Origin of the sequence: Moritella sp. 24, assembly GCF_018219155.1 — a bacterium.
Lineage (GTDB): Bacteria > Pseudomonadota > Gammaproteobacteria > Enterobacterales > Moritellaceae > Moritella.
The window spans coordinates 459,599-476,334 of sequence record NZ_CP056123.1 but is presented as its reverse complement, the minus strand read 5'-3'; the positions used below and the strand labels follow the sequence as shown (position 1 = coordinate 476,334).

The following is a 16,736-nucleotide window of genomic DNA, read 5'->3' as shown; positions in this document are numbered from 1 at the left end:
GATAAGCGCAGTTTGAAAATGGATAATCCGATATTCAATTGCATTGTGACTCGAACTTATGAAATATTATGATGACTAAAAATTATGTAATTTTACTTATTCTATTTTCATTATTTATTAATCCAGTTTACGCACAGCCTAGTTATGGTGAAGCCCAGCTTAACAACACTATTGCTCAGCTAGAAGAACTGGAACCAACCCCTTCAACTAAATTACAGCTAAAGTATTATCAGCAAGCATTAAAAGATTTAACCGAAGACAGTAATGCTCGCCATACTGCAATTAGCTACCAAAAAATTATTGATGACTACCCAGTTACCTCTCAAAAATTAAAAGCAGAAATTGCAGACTATCAACAGACTGAATTTTCAGATCCAAGTGACTGGTCGTTGAATAAAGTTGAGCAAGAAATTGCCAAGCAAAACTCTAGCCATACAGATTTAAAAAAACAGCAACAACAGCGCAGCAGTGAACTGACAGCGATAGGTACTCGAATCAGTTCATTTCAAACTGACATTGAACGTTTACGTAGCAAGTTAACCAGCACACAAAAAGATCATGACAAGTTAGTTGATGCTGGTAACGGTAATTTAAACAGCGAGCAAGAAGCGCTGCGCATTTCTTTACAGATAAAAGAATCATCACTCTCTACACAGATTCAGATGTTAGAGCTTGAGCAACTCAGTGCCAGTAATCGCAGTGAATTAGCCCAACTTAATCGCCGTTTAAGTCAATTAGATCAGAAAGGGGTAAGTGAATACTTAGCCACATTAACAGACCTACGTAATAGTATCTTACGCAAAGAAGCCGAAGACGCGATAGCACGCAGTAAACAAATAAATGATTCATCACTCATTAGCTCGCCATTTTTACAACTGCAATTAGAAATCAATCAAGAACTGTCGAAAGAGCTCGAAATTATTTCGACAAAGAATGAAACGATTCAAGGTAAGCAACAATCAGTAACACAACAAGTTGATGCGCTAACAACCACGTTAATTAATTTTAATGAGCAAGTTGAATGGCTAAAAATAAGCTCCGCATTTGGTGAAAACCTACGCGCTCAGGTAAGTAGTTTACCCAGTGAGCCACCACTCGAAAAATTAGAAGATGAAATTGTCGAAAGCCGCTTAGCACGTTTTCGTTATCAAAAAATGCTCACCCAGTTAGACGGCCTACCGCTAACAACAAAAATTCTAAACGAAGTAGAACATGACAGCTTATTACGCTTTATTGAACTACGTCGACTCTTGCTTAGCCAACTTATTTCAAGCTTAGATAACCACATCTACGAACAAGCCAAATTAAAAGTCAGCTATAGTAAAATGAACAGCACATTAGTGCAGATAAAACAGCAAGCTGACGAGCATTTATTTTGGGTACCAAGTTCACCGCCATTAAATACCCAAACGATATCAGACTTGTTCACGAGCATGCTCTGGCTTACATCGATTGATAATAGTATTACGATCCCTCAAGCTTTAGTGTCGCTACCTTTAGGCACTTTAGGTCTCGCTATTTTCCTTATTTTTGGTTTCGCTTATTTACGTTCGCCATTAAATAAATACTTCGCTAAACACATCGCAATAACACACCCGAAAGTGGGTAAAGTAACACAAGACAAATTTACTTATACGTTACGTAATCTTGCATATTCATTAGCTGATGCATTGATTTTACCTGTCTCACTGCTGTTGATTTCCGAAATGCTCATCAGTGCATGGGAATTTCCATTTGCGGTCAATATTGGTCATGCATTACAAGAATCATTATTCTTATTAGTCATATATCTATTTATGCGTAATCTCACGCGTAATAAAGGACTACTGCAAATTCATCTTAAGATAGATAAAGATCGTATTGCCAAAATTTGGAGCTATTACAACGTTCTATTTTTAATTTCTTGGCCTTCTTATATTATCCAAGTGCTTTGCTACCAATACCCAGAGCAGGCTTATGATGGCTCATTGGGTCGCCTTGCCTTTATAATTACGTGTGGTGCATTGGTACAATTTTATTACCGCCTGTATCGTGAAAAGCTCCCACTTACTTACCAGAAAAAGAATAATGGTAAGCCGCATATTGTCCACCATACCATCTGGACCATCTTTATTATGGCGCCAATCGCGTCTGCAATAATGGCGATTATGGGATATTTATATACAGCTCAAGTATTGCTAAAACAGATGGAATCATCGCTGTTAATGGGGCTGTTCTTTTTATTAAGCTATTATTTAGTTCGCCGTGGCATGCACTTACAAAAACGTCGTTTAGCATTTGAGCGCGCAAAAGCAAAACGTATCGACATCATTGCCCAACGTGCGAAAGAAGTAGAAAAAGGCGAACAAAACACCAGCCAAGAAAGCCATTTTGACATTGAAGAACCCGAGATAGATTTAGATCAAATCAGTGCGCAATCACTCGGCTTATTACGTACTTTATTAACGTTATTATTTGTCGCATTAAATGCGTTGTTTTGGTCCGAAATTCAAAGTGCATTTATCTTCTTAGATTCAATCACCCTTTGGGATGCATCAAATACCTTAAATGGAGTTGAATATATTGACCCCATTACCCTAAAAAGCTGCTTGTTAGCCATCATTATTTTTGTGCTCACGATGGTATTGGTACGTAATTTATCGGGTGCGCTTGAATTATTAATCTTGCAGCATCTCGATCTTGCAGCCGGTACAGGCTTTGCGATCACCACCTTAGCTAAATACATCACTATTTCGGTTGGTATTGTCGTTGGCTTTAACTTCTTAGGCGTTGATTGGGCGAAAACACAATGGTTAGTGGCTGCATTAACCGTCGGCTTGGGCTTTGGTTTACAAGAAATTTTTGCCAACTTTGTATCCGGTTTAATTATCTTATTCGAAAAGCCAATCCGTATTGGTGATACGGTCACCATCCGTGACTTAACGGGTAGTATCAGTAAAATTCAAACCCGCGCAACGACCATTGTTGACTGGGATAGAAAAGAAATTATTGTGCCGAATAAAGCCTTTATTACAGAGCAATTTATTAACTGGTCACTGTCTGATTCCATCACCCGTGTGATCATTAATATTGGCGTTGAGTTTAATTCAGATATTGAACTGGTGACAAAACTGCTATTAGAAAGCGCGGAAGAAAATAGCTTAAGCCTTGATAATCCAGGACCTGAAGTATTCTTTATTGAATTTGCACAACACGCATTACGCTTTGAAGTACGTTGTTACGTATCTGAAATGGGCCACCGCTTGACCATGACTCATGAACTGAATACTCGCATCACTCACGTATTTAAAGAACACAATATTCGCATTGCACTACCACAGTTAGATTTACACGTAAAAAATGGCGTTAAAGTCAGTGATAGTAGCCATATAATGAGCATGAAAAAAGGCAGTTTAAGATAAACTAAAAATAGAAAAGGTGAGTAAATCCCGCTTAAATTCATCACTAAGCGCACTCACCTTTCTTTTTAGCGCGAGATTATGCTCTCGGTGTTGGAAAGGCGATTACCTCATCCAAGCTATTCGCACCTGTTGCTAACATCAGTAATCGATCAATACCAAGTGCTACACCAGCACAATCAGGAAAACCAGCAGCCAGCGCATCAATTAAATAATGATCAATAGGTTGTTCAGGTAAATCCATTGTTTTACGCTTGTTATTATCCGCGGTAAAACGAGCCAGCTGCTCTTTCGCATCCGCTAACTCATGAAAGCCATTCGCCAGTTCGATACCTTTGAAATACACTTCAAAACGCTCGGCAACACGACTATCTTTACCACTAATACGCGCAAGCGCTGCTTGTGAAGCTGGAAAATCATAGATAAAACAAGGCACATCTTGTCCTATTTGACTCTCAACGCCCACATAAAACAATAACTGTAAGATAGTATCGCGGTCAGGTTCATTCTCTAACACGTCATAAACCCCGTACGGCTTTGCCGCTTGGCGTAATTCATCCATCGATGCGGTTAACGGATCTAACTGTAAGAATTGCTTAAATGCATTCTGATAAGTGAAGCGCTGCTCTTTACCAGAATCAAGTACTAAGGTGAGTAGCTCAGACATTTCATCCATTAATTGAAAGTGATCAAAACCAATACGATACCACTCTAACATGGTGAATTCGGGATTATGGTGACGGCCAGCTTCTTCATTACGGAACGATTTACTCATTTGGTAAATACAACCACTGCCTGCTGCTAGCAATCTTTTCATGTGAAATTCAGGTGATGTTTGCAGATATAAGGGCAAACCTTGGCTATAACCAGGGCCAACAAATACCGTGCTGAATGCATCTAAATGTACATCGGTAACAGCAGCTTGACTCATCGCTGGCGTATCGACTTCGAGTACATCTCGTTGCGCAAAAAACTCACGGATGACATTCAATACTTTAGCTCGAGCACGCAGTGCATTAAAACTTGCACTCGGTTGCCAATTTAACTCACTCATACCCACTCCGGTTCTAATTACTTAAAATATTAACGCTATGCCATTATGTATCATCAGATAATATTAATTAAAAATGTCCGGTGCGCTATGAAGGAGCTGAGATGGTATTTCAGTCAGCACAGTCGACTCACTTTAATTAATGCTATCAATATTGTTTTTCGAAAGGTTTTACTCATTTCACAAAAACTAAAATGCCAGTCATAGACTGGCATTTTATCGTTTATTAACGCTAATTAGATTAGCGTAAAATCAACTTATTTTACACGGCCAACATATTCGCCAGTACGTGTATCAACTTTAACTACTTCACCGATTTGGATGAATAGTGGTACACGAACAACGGCACCTGTAGTTAGTGTTGCAGGTTTACCACCTGTGCCCTGTGTATCGCCTTTTAGGCCAGGATCTGTTTCTGTTACTTCTAATTCAACGAAGTTTGGTGGTGTAACAGCAATCGGGTTATCGTTCCACGTAGTAATAACGCAGATATCTTGTTCAACTAACCACTTAGCCGTATCGCCAACTGCTTTTACATCAGCTTCAACTTGCTCAAACGATTCATTGTTCATAAAATGGAAGTATTCGCCATCGTTATATAGATACGCTAATTCTATTTCCATTACGTCTGCTGCTTCAACAGTTTCACCAGACTTAAATGTTTTTTCTAAAATTTTACCAGAAATTAAACGACGAACTTTAACACGGTGAAATGCTTGGCCTTTGCCTGGTTTTACATGATCATGCTCCATGATTGAGCAAGGCTCATTATCAAGCATGAATTTTAAGCCGCCTTTAAAGTCACTGGTTTTGTATGTTGCCATGTTATCCTCATGAAAAAATAGATTTCAATAATTAGAATTGAATAATTAGAATTCAATAATTAGAGTTCAATAATGCCGCAAATGATAACCCGAAATGGAGCAAAGATGCAGGAAAATTGGAAAAAAGACTTAGCAAGTGCCATTTCAGATCCCAGAAAGCTACTTTTTATACTAGAACTTCCCGAGACAAGTTTCAAATCTGATTACGCGGCAAGGCAGCTATTCCCTATGCGCGTACCGCAATCGTTTGTCGATCGCATGGAAAAAGGTAACCCAAAAGATCCGTTATTCTTGCAGGTCATGCCCAAGCAGCAAGAGTTCATTCAAAAAGCCGGATTCATTAAAGATCCACTTGATGAGCATGAATCAGCCGTACCAGGATTACTGCATAAATACACCAACCGCGTATTATTTATTGTCCGTGGTGGCTGTGCAATCAATTGTCGCTATTGTTTCCGTCGCCATTTCCCTTATCAAGACAATAGTAATAACAAACACGAATGGCAACAGGCCATTGACTATATTCGCTCAAAGCCTGAGATCATCGAAGTTATTTTTAGTGGTGGTGATCCACTCATGGCAAACGACAATCAGCTAAGCTGGCTCATTGAACAATTAGAGCAGATCCCGCACCTGAAACGTCTACGCATACACACTCGCTTACCCGTAGTCATGCCAAGTCGTGTCACTGATGAATTTGTGGCGTTATTAAAACAGTCTAGCCTGCGTTGCAGCGTGGTATTACACATAAACCATCCCAATGAATTGGCTGCAGAATTACCAGCAGCATTAGCAAAAATGACAGCTGCAGGCATCACCTTATATAACCAAGCCGTATTATTGGCCGATATTAATGACAATGCTGATGATTTGGTCGAATTACACGAACGCCTATTTGATAATCGCATTCAGCCCTATTATCTGCATTTATTAGACAAAGTCGAAGGCGCGAGCCATTTTGATGTGTCCGAAGAAAAAGCGGTTACCTTAATGAACGAACTGTTATTACGTTTACCCGGATTTTTAGTGCCAAAGTTAGTACGAGAGATTGGTGGTGAAAAAAGTAAAACGCCTATTTCGATTTAGTACCGATAAGCCGTTAATAAAAAGAACCTAATAAAAAAGGAATGACTGCAAAGCCATTCCTTTTCATTGTCTTATTCTTTATAACCTAAATAACAATTAATGTAATTTAAGTGTTGGACGTAATACGCGGTTTAAACTACCAACCAACATCATTAGGCCTGTTTTTACATAACCGTGTAACGCAATTTGGTGCATACGGTATAGCGAAATATACACCATTCTAGCAATGCGCCCTTCTACCATCATGCTGCCTTTAGTTAGGTTGCCCATTAAGCTCCCCACAGTACTAAAGCTACTCAATGAGACCAACGAACCGTGATCATGATAAACAAACGGTTTTAGCGTTGAGCCGCCTTGCATCAAGGTCATAATATTTTTAAATGCTATCGTTGCCATCTGGTGCGCAGCTTGAGCGCGTGGCGGTACAAATGAACCATCCGCTTGCACACAAGAAGCTAAATCACCAATCACAAAAATGCTGTCATCACGGCTTGCTTGCAAACTGTCTTTAACCACAATCTGATTAATACGATTTGTTTCTAGCCCTGCGATATCTTTCATAAAGTCAGGTGCTTTAATACCCGCAGCCCAAACCATTAACGATGCAGGAATTTGTTCACCATCTTTGGTCACTAATCCTTCACTGTTCGCTTCTGTTACCATGGTTTCAGTACGAACATCGACACCAATTTTAGTTAATTCATGGTGTGCAGCCGCAGAAATACGCGCAGGTAAAGCAGGTAAAATACTCTTGCCAGCTTCAACTAATGTTACGTTTAACGACTCTTGATTTACATTCGTAAAACCATAAGCCGATAATTGCGACGCGGTATTATGCAATTCAGCAGAAAGTTCAACACCCGTCGCACCAGCACCAACAATAGCAATATTTACTTTTGCATCTTTATCTTTATTAGCGCCGTGTAACAAAAAGGCATTTAACAATTCTTTGTGGAAACGATGAGCCTGATCAGGGCTGTCTAAGAAAATGCAGTTATCTTTAACACCTTTAGTATTAAAGTCATTACACATACTACCAATCGCTAATACTAAATAATCATATTGCAAAGTACGCTCTGCAATTAATAACTCGTTATTTTCATTATACAAAGGCGCGATAGTCACCGTTTTCGTTTCACGGTCTAAACCTGAAAAGCTACCTAACTGAAAATCAAAGCCTTGATTTTTCGCATGTGCAGCATAACTTAACGCATCAATACCTGTATCAAGTGAGCCAGTAGCCACTTCATGTAATAACGGTTTCCATAAGTGGGTTTTATTACGATCAACCAGCGTAATGCTCGCTTTACCTTTTTTACCCAATTTACGACCCAGTTGCGTAGCAAGCTCAAGCCCACCAGCACCGCCTCCGATCACAAGAATTTTTTTCATCTTAGTACGTCCTCATAGATATATCAGTTAACAGTACTCGAACAGCCCTTAATCGTGACGACTCCCATGACTGTTTCAAATGATTGTTAACTGATACAACTAAGCAGATGCTAGTCTTGCTAATTCATTCCGTTGACCGAACATTAAAGCATAATTTTAAGGCTGAGATCTAGCATAATTGAGCTAGATCACATTTAGTCGATCAATGCGTAAGCGAAGTGTCGCTGAATATAAACAAAAATGTGATATCCAATTGTCATCAAGATGCTTATAATAACGACCCATTTATCGATAAGAATACCGGCGCTATGACAAATCAAGAACTTCATGAACAGCTAACTGCACAGCTTAAAGGCTTTTACCACCCAGCGATTGAGGCTGATGAGTTTTTAACGTTATTAAGCAAACGTAAAATGGGTAAATTTAGCGCTATCTTTGCAGAAGACAGTGGCTTTAAAGCAAATTCAAATCGCTTTCTTCCTTACATGGAAGAGTTAGTTGAAGATCAGCAAGCATTACCAAAAACGGATGAAGAAGGGTTTGACGTAGCAATTGCAGCATTCCTTGGTAAATTACAACAAATGCACACAGTACTAGGTCAATTTTCAGAACAATTAAAAGAAAAGAAAAGCACACCGAGCAATATCGGAGAATAACGACTTACCATAGCGTTAATCACTATTAATAATACCTATTAAAATAAGAAGCGACACTCGTCGCTTTTTTTATATCTTAATAAACAGAAATAAATATAGCCCTCACCACAGCGATATTTATCCTTATGATAAATAACATAACTTTACATATATTCTATTGATTTTATTGAAAGCAGGTAAAACAACTATTTAAGCCCCTAAGATATAGAGTTAATACTCTACAATTAAAGATTTAATTTAAAATTTATTAAAATACATAAAGATTACAACCTGTAACATTAAGAACCTCACTGTTAATATAAAGTTTCAATAAATAACAACAGCTTACAAAGATTTTAAAAACCTACCATAAGCCTTTGATGTAATTGAATAATAATTCTAAAACACAAAACTAGCCATTAACAAAATCAACATTTTAAAAACATATTTACGAGGTAATACTAAAGGGTTAGATTCACCTCAAGATTTCAGCACCCTACAAACAGGCAGTTGTAGTCAATTAACAATCATATTCAGTATTTTAATTTTCGTTGAAGAGGTGGGACCCATGAGAATAAATAAAGTCGCTTTTGCAGTTATAACACTAATGACTGCAAGCCAAGTGAATGCTGCAGGCTTTCAAATTAATGAACATTCTGCATCGGGATTAGGCCGTGCATTTGCTGGTGAAGCGGCAATTGGTGATGATGCTGCATCGCTGGCACGTAACCCTGCATTAATGGCTACTTTCGAACGCGCCCAACTGTCTGTTGTTGGTACATATGTAGTGCCTGATGTAAATATTACAGGTAGTAATGACAAAAATAGCGCTCAAGATGTTGCTCCTGCAGCAGTTGTTCCATCAATGTATTATATCCAGCCGATCAATGAGCAATGGGCATTTGGTTTAGCCATGTACTCTAACTTTGGTACAGGCACTGAATATGCAGATGATTATGTAAATAATACAGCGGCTGGTAGTACACATATTGTCAGTGCCACCTTTAATCCAAATATCTCTTACCGTATTAATGAACAGTTTAGTATCGGTGCAGGTGTTAGTGCTATATATACAACAGCTGAATTAAAAAGAAGTATGCCTGTTCCCTTTTCACCAAACTCCCCTCAAATAACAGTTGCAGATATGGAAGGTGACGGTATCAATTTTGGTTGGAATATTGGCGCATTATATGAAGTAAACGAAAATAATCGTTTTGGTATCAGTTATAAACACAGTTCTGAGATGGAGTTGGAAGGTACTTTTTCTGGTCAACATGCAACAACAGGTGCATTTGTTAACGATATTGATGGCACGATGGATAACACCTTACCTTCAATTTTAGAACTTTCTGGTTATCATAAACTAACAGACAAATTTGCCGTATCTTATAGTTGGCAATATATTACATGGTCCGATTTCGGCAATATCGTGGCGCATGATTTAGAAGGTAATGAAGTATTAAGAAAGAATGAAAACTTCAATAATTCAAATCGCTACTCCATCGGCACTGAGTATTATGTGACAGAAGGCCTCACACTACGTGCTGGCTATGCGTATGATGAACAAGCAGCTGAATCAACATTAAGTATCCCTGATTCAGACCGCCAGTGGTATACAGCTGGTATGACATATAAAATAACAACATCTCTGTCATTTGATTTAGCAGCCGCTTTTGTGGCAGGTAAAGAAGTCACTTTCGAAGAAGAGATTCCAGATCTTTTTCCTACAGACAAAACATTCTCCTCTAAAGGTGATGCATGGCTGTATTCAGCGCAGCTGAACTACAGTTTCTAGCCTCATTATATTAGCATTACGCTTATGCCATTCAAGCTATTGAATGGCATTATTGCGTATTAACCTTACCCAAATAGCACGCTCCAACCTTTATAAATCACTAGATTTACCCACAAATAAAATATAATTAATTACATATAAAACTTAATTAGAACATAAAAAATAATATAGATACCCCTAAATATATAACAGGTTGTTATAAAGATGAAAAAAGTGGCTATTTTATAGAGTCTTAGCTCTACATATTAGCCTGTTACTTAGTAATATTTTTCATATTTGCAAACAGATCAGATGAGTTTTTTTTATCAATATAAAGTATTTTATATAGTCTTATTTTACAGATAAATAACAACAACTTACACTAAAGTGATACACGTAAAAAACACCTTGTTAAATCATTGTTAACTGTAATTAATATTATATAAACCATTAAAAAACCAAAAAGTAGTATAAAAATGTCTTTACGGACTAATACGAAAGAATTAGATTTTAATACAAGTTTAAAGGGCATTTAAAAAGTTCATTTTATTTAAACAAACATTTTGCATTCATTTATCTCTAATTTTATACGGTGGTTTTCATGAGAATTAATAAAGTTGCTCTAGCAGTTACAGCATTACTTGCAGCAAGCCAAGTTCACGCAGCGGGTTTCCAAGTTAGTGAACATTCTGCGTCAGGTTTAGGCCGCGCATTTGCTGGTGAAGCAGCAATCGGCGATGATGCAGCATCTCTTGCACGTAACCCTGCGTTAATGGCAACTTTTGATAAAGCACAGCTTTCAGTTGTGGGTTCTTATGTATCGCCAGACATTGATATAACTAGCACTACCACTGAAGGTGCAAGTGATGTAGCTCCAGCGCAAGCCGTTCCAGCGATGTACTACATTCAGCCAATCAATGATAAGTTTGCAGCTGGTTTAGCTATCTATTCAAATTATGGTACAGGTACTGAGTATGCTGACGATTATATAAATGGTACAGCAGCAGGTACAACACACATTGTTTCAGTTAATTTCAATCCAAACGTATCTTACCGTGTAAACGAGCAATTAAGTCTAGGTGCTGGTGTTAGCTTTGTTTATGCTACAGCCGAGTTACAAAGAAATATAGGTACAAATCCTCTTGGTGCACCAGAAAGTAGTAGTGTGGCTGATATGGAAGGCGATGGTTATGGCTTCGGTTGGAACTTAGGTGCGTTATATGAATTCAATAAAAATAACCGTGTTGGTATTAGCTATAAATCTAAAGTAAAAACAGAATTAGAGGGTGAATATAAAGGTACCGAATCTGCATCGAATCCAGCGGATCCAATTGGTAGTCAGCAAACGATTGACGGTACTTTAGACATCAACCTTCCTTCAATCTTAGAGGTTTCTGGTTACCACAAATTAACGGATAAATTCGCAGTATCATATAGCTGGATGTACACAACTTGGTCTGACTTCGGTAATATTGAAGCGATGGATACAAGCGGAAACATCCTTCTTGAAAAAGAAGAAGATTTCAGTAATTCAAGTCGTTACGCTGTGGGTGCTGAGTACTACCTTTCTGAAGCCTTCACATTACGTGCAGGTTATGCATTTGACGAGCAAGCTGGTAAAGCAACGCTAAGTATCCCTGATACAGACCGTAGCTGGTACACTGCAGGTGTAACCTACAAAGCGTCATCTGCATTATCATTTGATTTTGCTGCAGCATTAGTTGCGGGTAAAGAGATTACATTCGATGAAACTGTTCCAGGTGCTTTACCTGTTTTTGATAGAACAGAAACATTCACTTCAAGTGGCGATGCGTGGATCTACTCTGCACAAATGAACTACAGCTTCTAATTCAAGCCTAAATCATCTCTGCATAAAAAAGACAGCTTCGGCTGTCTTTTTTGTTTTCTGATCAAAATCAATAAAAATCCAGTTTAAAAATCTTTCTCACATCTACGCATTGCATTTAATTAGACGACCAGTCTATAATTCGATTTATGGAAAATATGATAGATGATAAGCCTAAACCTCGTCGAGGTCGGCCACCAAAAGTAGCCCGCGACAACACTGACACACGTGCATTGTTAATTCGTAGCGGTGTTGAAGTACTAACAGAAAGTGGCTTTGCCGCCGCAGGTATCGATGGCATCTTAAAAAAAGTCGGTGTACCCAAAGGATCTTTTTATCATTACTTTAAAAGTAAGGAAGATTTTGGTCAGGCAGTCATTGATAACTATGCTAGTTACTTTGCAGCAAAGCTGGATAGATGTTTACTTGATGAGTCTATCGCACCGTTACAACGCATAACTAAATTCGCAGATGAAGCAAAACAAGGCATTGTTCGATTTGAGTTTAAGCGCGGCTGTCTGGTTGGTAACTTAGGCCAAGAAGTGGCTATTTTACCGCAAAGTTATCGCTTAGTTCTGCAAGCTATTTTTGCAGTTTGGCAAGCCAAAATGCAAGCGTGCTTAGAAACGGCGCAGCAACAAGGTGACATCAAACAAAATATCAACTGCGAACAACAAGCTGAATACTTTTGGATTGGCTGGGAAGGCGCTGTAATGCGCGCTCGACTCGTACAATCAGTACAACCATTAGATTTATATATTGCGACGTTTATTGCGAGCATCGCTACTGTCTAAAACGATCATATATGCCTTGTTATTTTGAACTTTAATACGACATTAAATTTATTATAAGCAACTGACAAGGCATTGTTTCCAACTCACTATTCGTTTCATTAAAAATTTTTTACATTTAAATAGACGACCAGTCTATATTCGGAGTTAGCATATGTCACAAGACACGTTTAAAGGCATTTTAATCGAAAAAAACGACGACCAATACACAGCGTCAGTACAATCAATTAATGAATCACAACTACCAGCAGGTGATGTGAGTATTGATGTTGCTTACAGCACGCTTAACTTTAAAGACGGTTTAGCAATCACAGGTAAAGGTCCTGTTGTTCGTAGTTTCCCGATGGTACCAGGTATCGATTTGGTAGGAACAGTAACAAACAGTGATAGCGAACGCTTCCAAGCTGGCGATCAAGTACTATTAAACGGCTTTGGTGTTGGTGAAAAACATTGGGGTGGTCTAGCTGAGAAAGCCCGTCTAAACAGCGATTGGTTAATCAAATTGCCTGCTGGTTTATCAGCGAAACAAGCAATGGCAATCGGCACAGCGGGTTACACTGCCATGTTATCTGTTATTGCGTTAGAACGTCACGGCATCACACCAGACAAAGGCGATGTATTAGTCACAGGCGCTAACGGTGGTGTTGGTAGTTTTGCTATTACACTATTATCTAAACTTGGTTATAACGTTGTCGCATCGACAGGTCGTACAGAAGAAGCGGATTACCTAAAAGCATTAGGCGCAGCAGAAATCATTGATCGTGAATCACTGTCGGCACCAGGTCGTCCAATGGTAAAAGAACGTTGGGCTGCAGCGATTGACTCTGTTGGTAGCCATACACTAACAAATGTGTGCGCAGGTCTTAAATACGGTGGTGTTGTGACTGCATGTGGCTTAGCACAAGGCATGGACTTTCCAGCAAGTGTTGCACCCTTCATTTTACGCGGTATCACGTTAGCGGGTATCGATAGCGTAATGCGTCCACTTGCAGACAGAGAAGAAGCATGGGCTCGTTTAGCTGAGTTATTAACAGATGGTGACTTTACATCTATCGGTACAGAGATCAGCTTAGAAGATGCTGTTGCTACAGCGCATGATCTAATGGCAGGAAAAGTGCGTGGTCGTGTGATGGTTAACTTATCTAAATAACCTCACTGAAAATAATAAAGGCGCATCTTTTGATGCGCCTTCGTGTTTATAAATCTATATTAATTCACTAATTACTGCGCGCGATTAAACGTCACAACCTCATAGCTTAAAGGCGTTAATGTATTACGCTCGCTATCAATATATTCAATTACCGCTTGTGCATCGGTATTACATACAGTGTTAGCCGCTTTACAGTTTGGCGCTTCACCTTGGTAATTTACTTTGTACTTTTTACCAACTTTAGCGATGTTCTTCACTTTAAAGCCTGTTAGCTTACCGTCAACGTATGCTAAATCAACACGTCCAGTGCTGTTCTTCTGCGCTTCATAAAGCGGTGTCCAGCCATCGTTACCCGTTGCATTGTAATTATTTAATGCTACATTGTACGTCTTGCTGTCTTCAATCGCAGTCCATAATGGCGCATCTTCAGTGCCTGTCATCACTTCAACAAAATCAACTTTACCCGCTTTGTTCGCAGTCGTTTCTGTGTAGCTATAACGGATGTGACCACCGTAAGGGAATTTACCCGCGTGTGAACCCGCAGCAAGTGTTGCGCTAATCGTGTCATTTACTAACGTTTTAATTACTTTACCAGACACTGGAACCACAGACATAAAGTTGGCAAATGGAAGCATTTCTAATGCCACGTTACCTGAACGGTATTCGCCAGCTTCGATGTTAGTACGAATACCACCAGCACCAATTAGCGCAAAATCAACTTTCATGCCTGTCACTTTTTGAACTTCACTCGTGTTTGCCCAAAAGTACTGTCCTTCCGCTAGGATAGGTGCAACATCAGAACCGTGCTTATCACTACCACGATCGCCCGGACGACGCTCATGCTTAATTTCTACAGGTACTTGTGCGATCGTTTTACCATACGCTTTATCAACAGCAGGTTTATAATTCACATCAATATGTTGACGCATTGCCGCTTCTTCGTCAGTAATAGTAATGTTGTCTTCTTGCTCAATGAATTCAACCACGCCTTGAGTTGCTGCTGTATCAAATTTCTCATTCGCTTGACGTGAAGGTTGAGAATAGAATTCATCATTACTCAGTAATACGTTATTACCATTACAGTTAACGATATCACCTTGTTGATTGAAGCTTACTTGTAAACGGCCGATTGCTTGCGCATATTCACCCGCTTGTACAACACATGTTTGACCCATATTGTCTGGGTTTTTTACCATCTGTGCGTAAGTACCGTTGTTGTGTAAACCTAGGTTCGTGAAATCACCTAATAACGTATGTGAGTGACCACCCACTATCAAATCAATACCATTTACTTTGCTTGCTACATCAACGTCTACCGCATTACCAATGTGCGTTAATGCAATAATATTGTTCACGCCTTTTTCTTTCAACATATCAACAGTCGCTTGTGCCGATGTCACCATGTTTAAGAATTTAACATCACCTGTATTTGGTGCGATGTTTGCCATGTTATCTAGTGCTAAACCAAATACAGCAACAAGGTCTTTATCTGTTGGTAGATTATCTAAATCAGTGATCGCTGTCTTTTTATTGCCATCAAACGCATACACCATGAAAGGACGTAAGTTAGTTTGATCTTTTAAGTCAGCATCAGCGCTAGTATCAACATTTGCAGCTAATACAGGGAAGTTAACATCACTGATGAATTGATTCAGTTTAGTATTGTTAAGGTCGAATTCGTGGTTACCTAATGCCATTGCATCGATACCAAACATACTTAAAATATCAGCGTTCATCGCGCCTTCGTTTAACTTAAAGTATGCACTGCCCTGCCACGCATCACCGCCGTGTAAAAATAAAAAGCTGTCATCATTTTCTTGTGCTTGTTGCTTGTAATCATCAGACATAGTTTTTAAACGTGGATGACCACCAAACTCGTTGTAAACAGTGTCACCGTTCGCGTTAAAGCTTGATTTAACAGGATCAAAGTTAGAATGCGTATCATTGATATGTGCAACAGTAAGATTAAATACATCATCAGATTGTGACGTTTGCGCACAACCAGCCAATAATAACGCCAGTGATACAGCCGTTAAGCGTGCAGTTAATGGTTTTGAGAATGTCATGATATTCCTTTACAGTCAGGGGCTAAAAATTAAGTGCTTTAAATAATAACAGCTTACATTAGCGAGATTAAACTAAGCGAAGTTAAACTAAATTAAGCTAGCGGCACGATTTCAACAGCACTATACCAATAATAATGTTTCACGCAATATATAGAGCACTAGATACATCTAAGTTAAATGAGATTACTGAATAATTGTCACAAAAAAAGCCTTAACTACGATATAAGATATCGAGATTAAGGCTTTTTTATTATTCTGAGGCTTAGTGTTTAACCACGAAGAGCAGAGATATAATCATGAATACGGTCTTATTTTGAATAGATAAAAGCATACCAGATTTTCAAATACTGATGTCTTCAGTGTGACATAAGTCTATTTATTTTTCAGTGTTGGCCAAACAAAGGGAGCGGGCTTGGTGGAAGTCGTTTCTGCTACTGCTGTATTCTGAGCGAGTATAGCCCTGATTAATTTCCCCGTTTCTTTATGCTTACTACAAAATGTTTTTAGGTATAAAATTTCAACTCTACTGCGTGCCCAAGGGGTTGTACGCAGAAATTTCAAGCTTGATTTAAGACGCGCTTTATTGGTAAAACAACGAATATTAAGCAACTCACCCATCTTCTCCCAACCAATTTTCTTCTCTAGCTCGGTTAGAATCTGTTCAAGTTTAACGCCGTGTAGCGGATCATTACTATTATTCATAGTCTACCTAAAATCAAAAAA

Annotated in this window: 12 protein-coding genes; 7 read left to right on the top strand and 5 right to left on the bottom strand. The window is 38.8% G+C overall.

Going from position 1 to position 16,736, the window contains the following annotated elements; all coding sequences use genetic code 11:
- Positions 1–68 precede the first annotated feature (68 nt).
- Positions 69–3,401 carry a miniconductance mechanosensitive channel MscM gene (mscM, locus tag HWV00_RS02160; RefSeq protein ID WP_211684502.1) on the top strand — a complete coding sequence of 1,111 codons (3,333 nt, stop codon included), beginning with the start codon at positions 69–71 and terminating at the stop codon, positions 3,399–3,401.
- 76 nt (positions 3,402–3,477) lie between these two features.
- Here mscM and epmA read toward each other — a convergent pair whose 3' ends face one another.
- Both epmA and efp read right to left on the bottom strand, forming a co-directional pair.
- Positions 3,478–4,452: an elongation factor P--(R)-beta-lysine ligase gene (epmA, locus tag HWV00_RS02155; protein WP_211684501.1), complete on the bottom strand. Its 975-nt coding sequence runs from the start codon at positions 4,450–4,452 to the stop codon at positions 3,478–3,480.
- A 254-nt stretch (positions 4,453–4,706) separates the two neighbouring features.
- Positions 4,707–5,273 carry an elongation factor P gene (gene efp / locus HWV00_RS02150; RefSeq protein WP_211684500.1) on the bottom strand — a complete coding sequence of 189 codons (567 nt, stop codon included), beginning with the start codon at positions 5,271–5,273 and terminating at the stop codon, positions 4,707–4,709.
- Between the two features lie 105 nt (positions 5,274–5,378).
- On the opposite strand from efp, the gene epmB reads away from it, so the two are divergent.
- A complete protein-coding gene (gene epmB, locus HWV00_RS02145; protein WP_255554872.1) occupies positions 5,379–6,359 on the top strand; it encodes an EF-P beta-lysylation protein EpmB in 981 nt (326 codons plus the stop codon).
- Positions 6,360–6,455: 96 nt separating this feature from the next.
- Here epmB and HWV00_RS02140 read toward each other — a convergent pair whose 3' ends face one another.
- The gene (locus tag HWV00_RS02140; RefSeq protein WP_211684498.1) at positions 6,456–7,751 is read right to left on the bottom strand and encodes an NAD(P)/FAD-dependent oxidoreductase; all 1,296 of its coding nucleotides are present in this window, start codon (positions 7,749–7,751) and stop codon (positions 6,456–6,458) included.
- A gap of 308 nt (positions 7,752–8,059) precedes the next feature.
- Here HWV00_RS02140 and HWV00_RS02135 point away from each other — a divergent pair, with 308 nt between their 5' ends.
- The 5 genes from HWV00_RS02135 to HWV00_RS02115 all read left to right on the top strand — a co-directional run bounded on the left by HWV00_RS02135 (position 8,060) and on the right by HWV00_RS02115 (position 13,947).
- Complete coding sequence (locus HWV00_RS02135; protein WP_211684497.1) at positions 8,060–8,407, top strand: hypothetical protein; 348 nt, start codon at positions 8,060–8,062, stop codon at positions 8,405–8,407.
- Between the two features lie 547 nt (positions 8,408–8,954).
- Positions 8,955–10,181: an OmpP1/FadL family transporter gene (locus tag HWV00_RS02130; protein ID WP_211684496.1), complete on the top strand. Its 1,227-nt coding sequence runs from the start codon at positions 8,955–8,957 to the stop codon at positions 10,179–10,181.
- A 580-nt stretch (positions 10,182–10,761) separates the two neighbouring features.
- Positions 10,762–12,009 (top strand): OmpP1/FadL family transporter, encoded by a 1,248-nt coding sequence (locus HWV00_RS02125; protein ID WP_211684495.1) that lies wholly within the window; start codon positions 10,762–10,764, stop codon positions 12,007–12,009.
- A 155-nt stretch (positions 12,010–12,164) separates the two neighbouring features.
- Positions 12,165–12,800: a TetR/AcrR family transcriptional regulator gene (locus HWV00_RS02120; protein WP_211684494.1), complete on the top strand. Its 636-nt coding sequence runs from the start codon at positions 12,165–12,167 to the stop codon at positions 12,798–12,800.
- 151 nt (positions 12,801–12,951) lie between these two features.
- Positions 12,952–13,947 carry an MDR family oxidoreductase gene (locus HWV00_RS02115; protein WP_211684493.1) on the top strand — a complete coding sequence of 332 codons (996 nt, stop codon included), beginning with the start codon at positions 12,952–12,954 and terminating at the stop codon, positions 13,945–13,947.
- Positions 13,948–14,018: 71 nt separating this feature from the next.
- On the opposite strand, the gene HWV00_RS02110 is transcribed toward HWV00_RS02115, so the two are convergent.
- Positions 14,019–16,013, bottom strand: a complete 1,995-nt coding sequence (locus HWV00_RS02110) for a bifunctional UDP-sugar hydrolase/5'-nucleotidase (protein WP_211684492.1) — start codon at positions 16,011–16,013, stop codon at positions 14,019–14,021.
- Between the two features lie 372 nt (positions 16,014–16,385).
- Positions 16,386–16,715 (bottom strand): VF530 family DNA-binding protein, encoded by a 330-nt coding sequence (locus tag HWV00_RS02105; protein ID WP_211684491.1) that lies wholly within the window; start codon positions 16,713–16,715, stop codon positions 16,386–16,388.
- Positions 16,716–16,736: the final 21 nt, after the last annotated feature.

What these genes read in the sequence shown, in the direction of transcription:
- HWV00_RS02120 (WP_211684494.1), top strand. Translation starts at nt 12,165, where the DNA reads ATGATAGATGATAAGCCTAAACCTCGTCGAGGTCGGCCACCAAAAGTA.
- efp (WP_211684500.1), bottom strand. Translation starts at nt 5,273, where the DNA reads ATGGCAACATACAAAACCAGTGACTTTAAAGGCGGCTTAAAATTCATG.
- HWV00_RS02105 (WP_211684491.1), bottom strand. Translation starts at nt 16,715, where the DNA reads ATGAATAATAGTAATGATCCGCTACACGGCGTTAAACTTGAACAGATT.
- HWV00_RS02140 (WP_211684498.1), bottom strand. Translation starts at nt 7,751, where the DNA reads ATGAAAAAAATTCTTGTGATCGGAGGCGGTGCTGGTGGGCTTGAGCTT.
- epmA (WP_211684501.1), bottom strand. Translation starts at nt 4,452, where the DNA reads ATGAGTGAGTTAAATTGGCAACCGAGTGCAAGTTTTAATGCACTGCGT.
- HWV00_RS02110 (WP_211684492.1), bottom strand. Translation starts at nt 16,013, where the DNA reads ATGACATTCTCAAAACCATTAACTGCACGCTTAACGGCTGTATCACTG.
- epmB (WP_255554872.1), top strand. Translation starts at nt 5,379, where the DNA reads ATGCAGGAAAATTGGAAAAAAGACTTAGCAAGTGCCATTTCAGATCCC.
- HWV00_RS02125 (WP_211684495.1), top strand. Translation starts at nt 10,762, where the DNA reads ATGAGAATTAATAAAGTTGCTCTAGCAGTTACAGCATTACTTGCAGCA.
- HWV00_RS02130 (WP_211684496.1), top strand. Translation starts at nt 8,955, where the DNA reads ATGAGAATAAATAAAGTCGCTTTTGCAGTTATAACACTAATGACTGCA.
- HWV00_RS02115 (WP_211684493.1), top strand. Translation starts at nt 12,952, where the DNA reads ATGTCACAAGACACGTTTAAAGGCATTTTAATCGAAAAAAACGACGAC.
- mscM (WP_211684502.1), top strand. Translation starts at nt 69, where the DNA reads ATGATGACTAAAAATTATGTAATTTTACTTATTCTATTTTCATTATTT.
- HWV00_RS02135 (WP_211684497.1), top strand. Translation starts at nt 8,060, where the DNA reads ATGACAAATCAAGAACTTCATGAACAGCTAACTGCACAGCTTAAAGGC.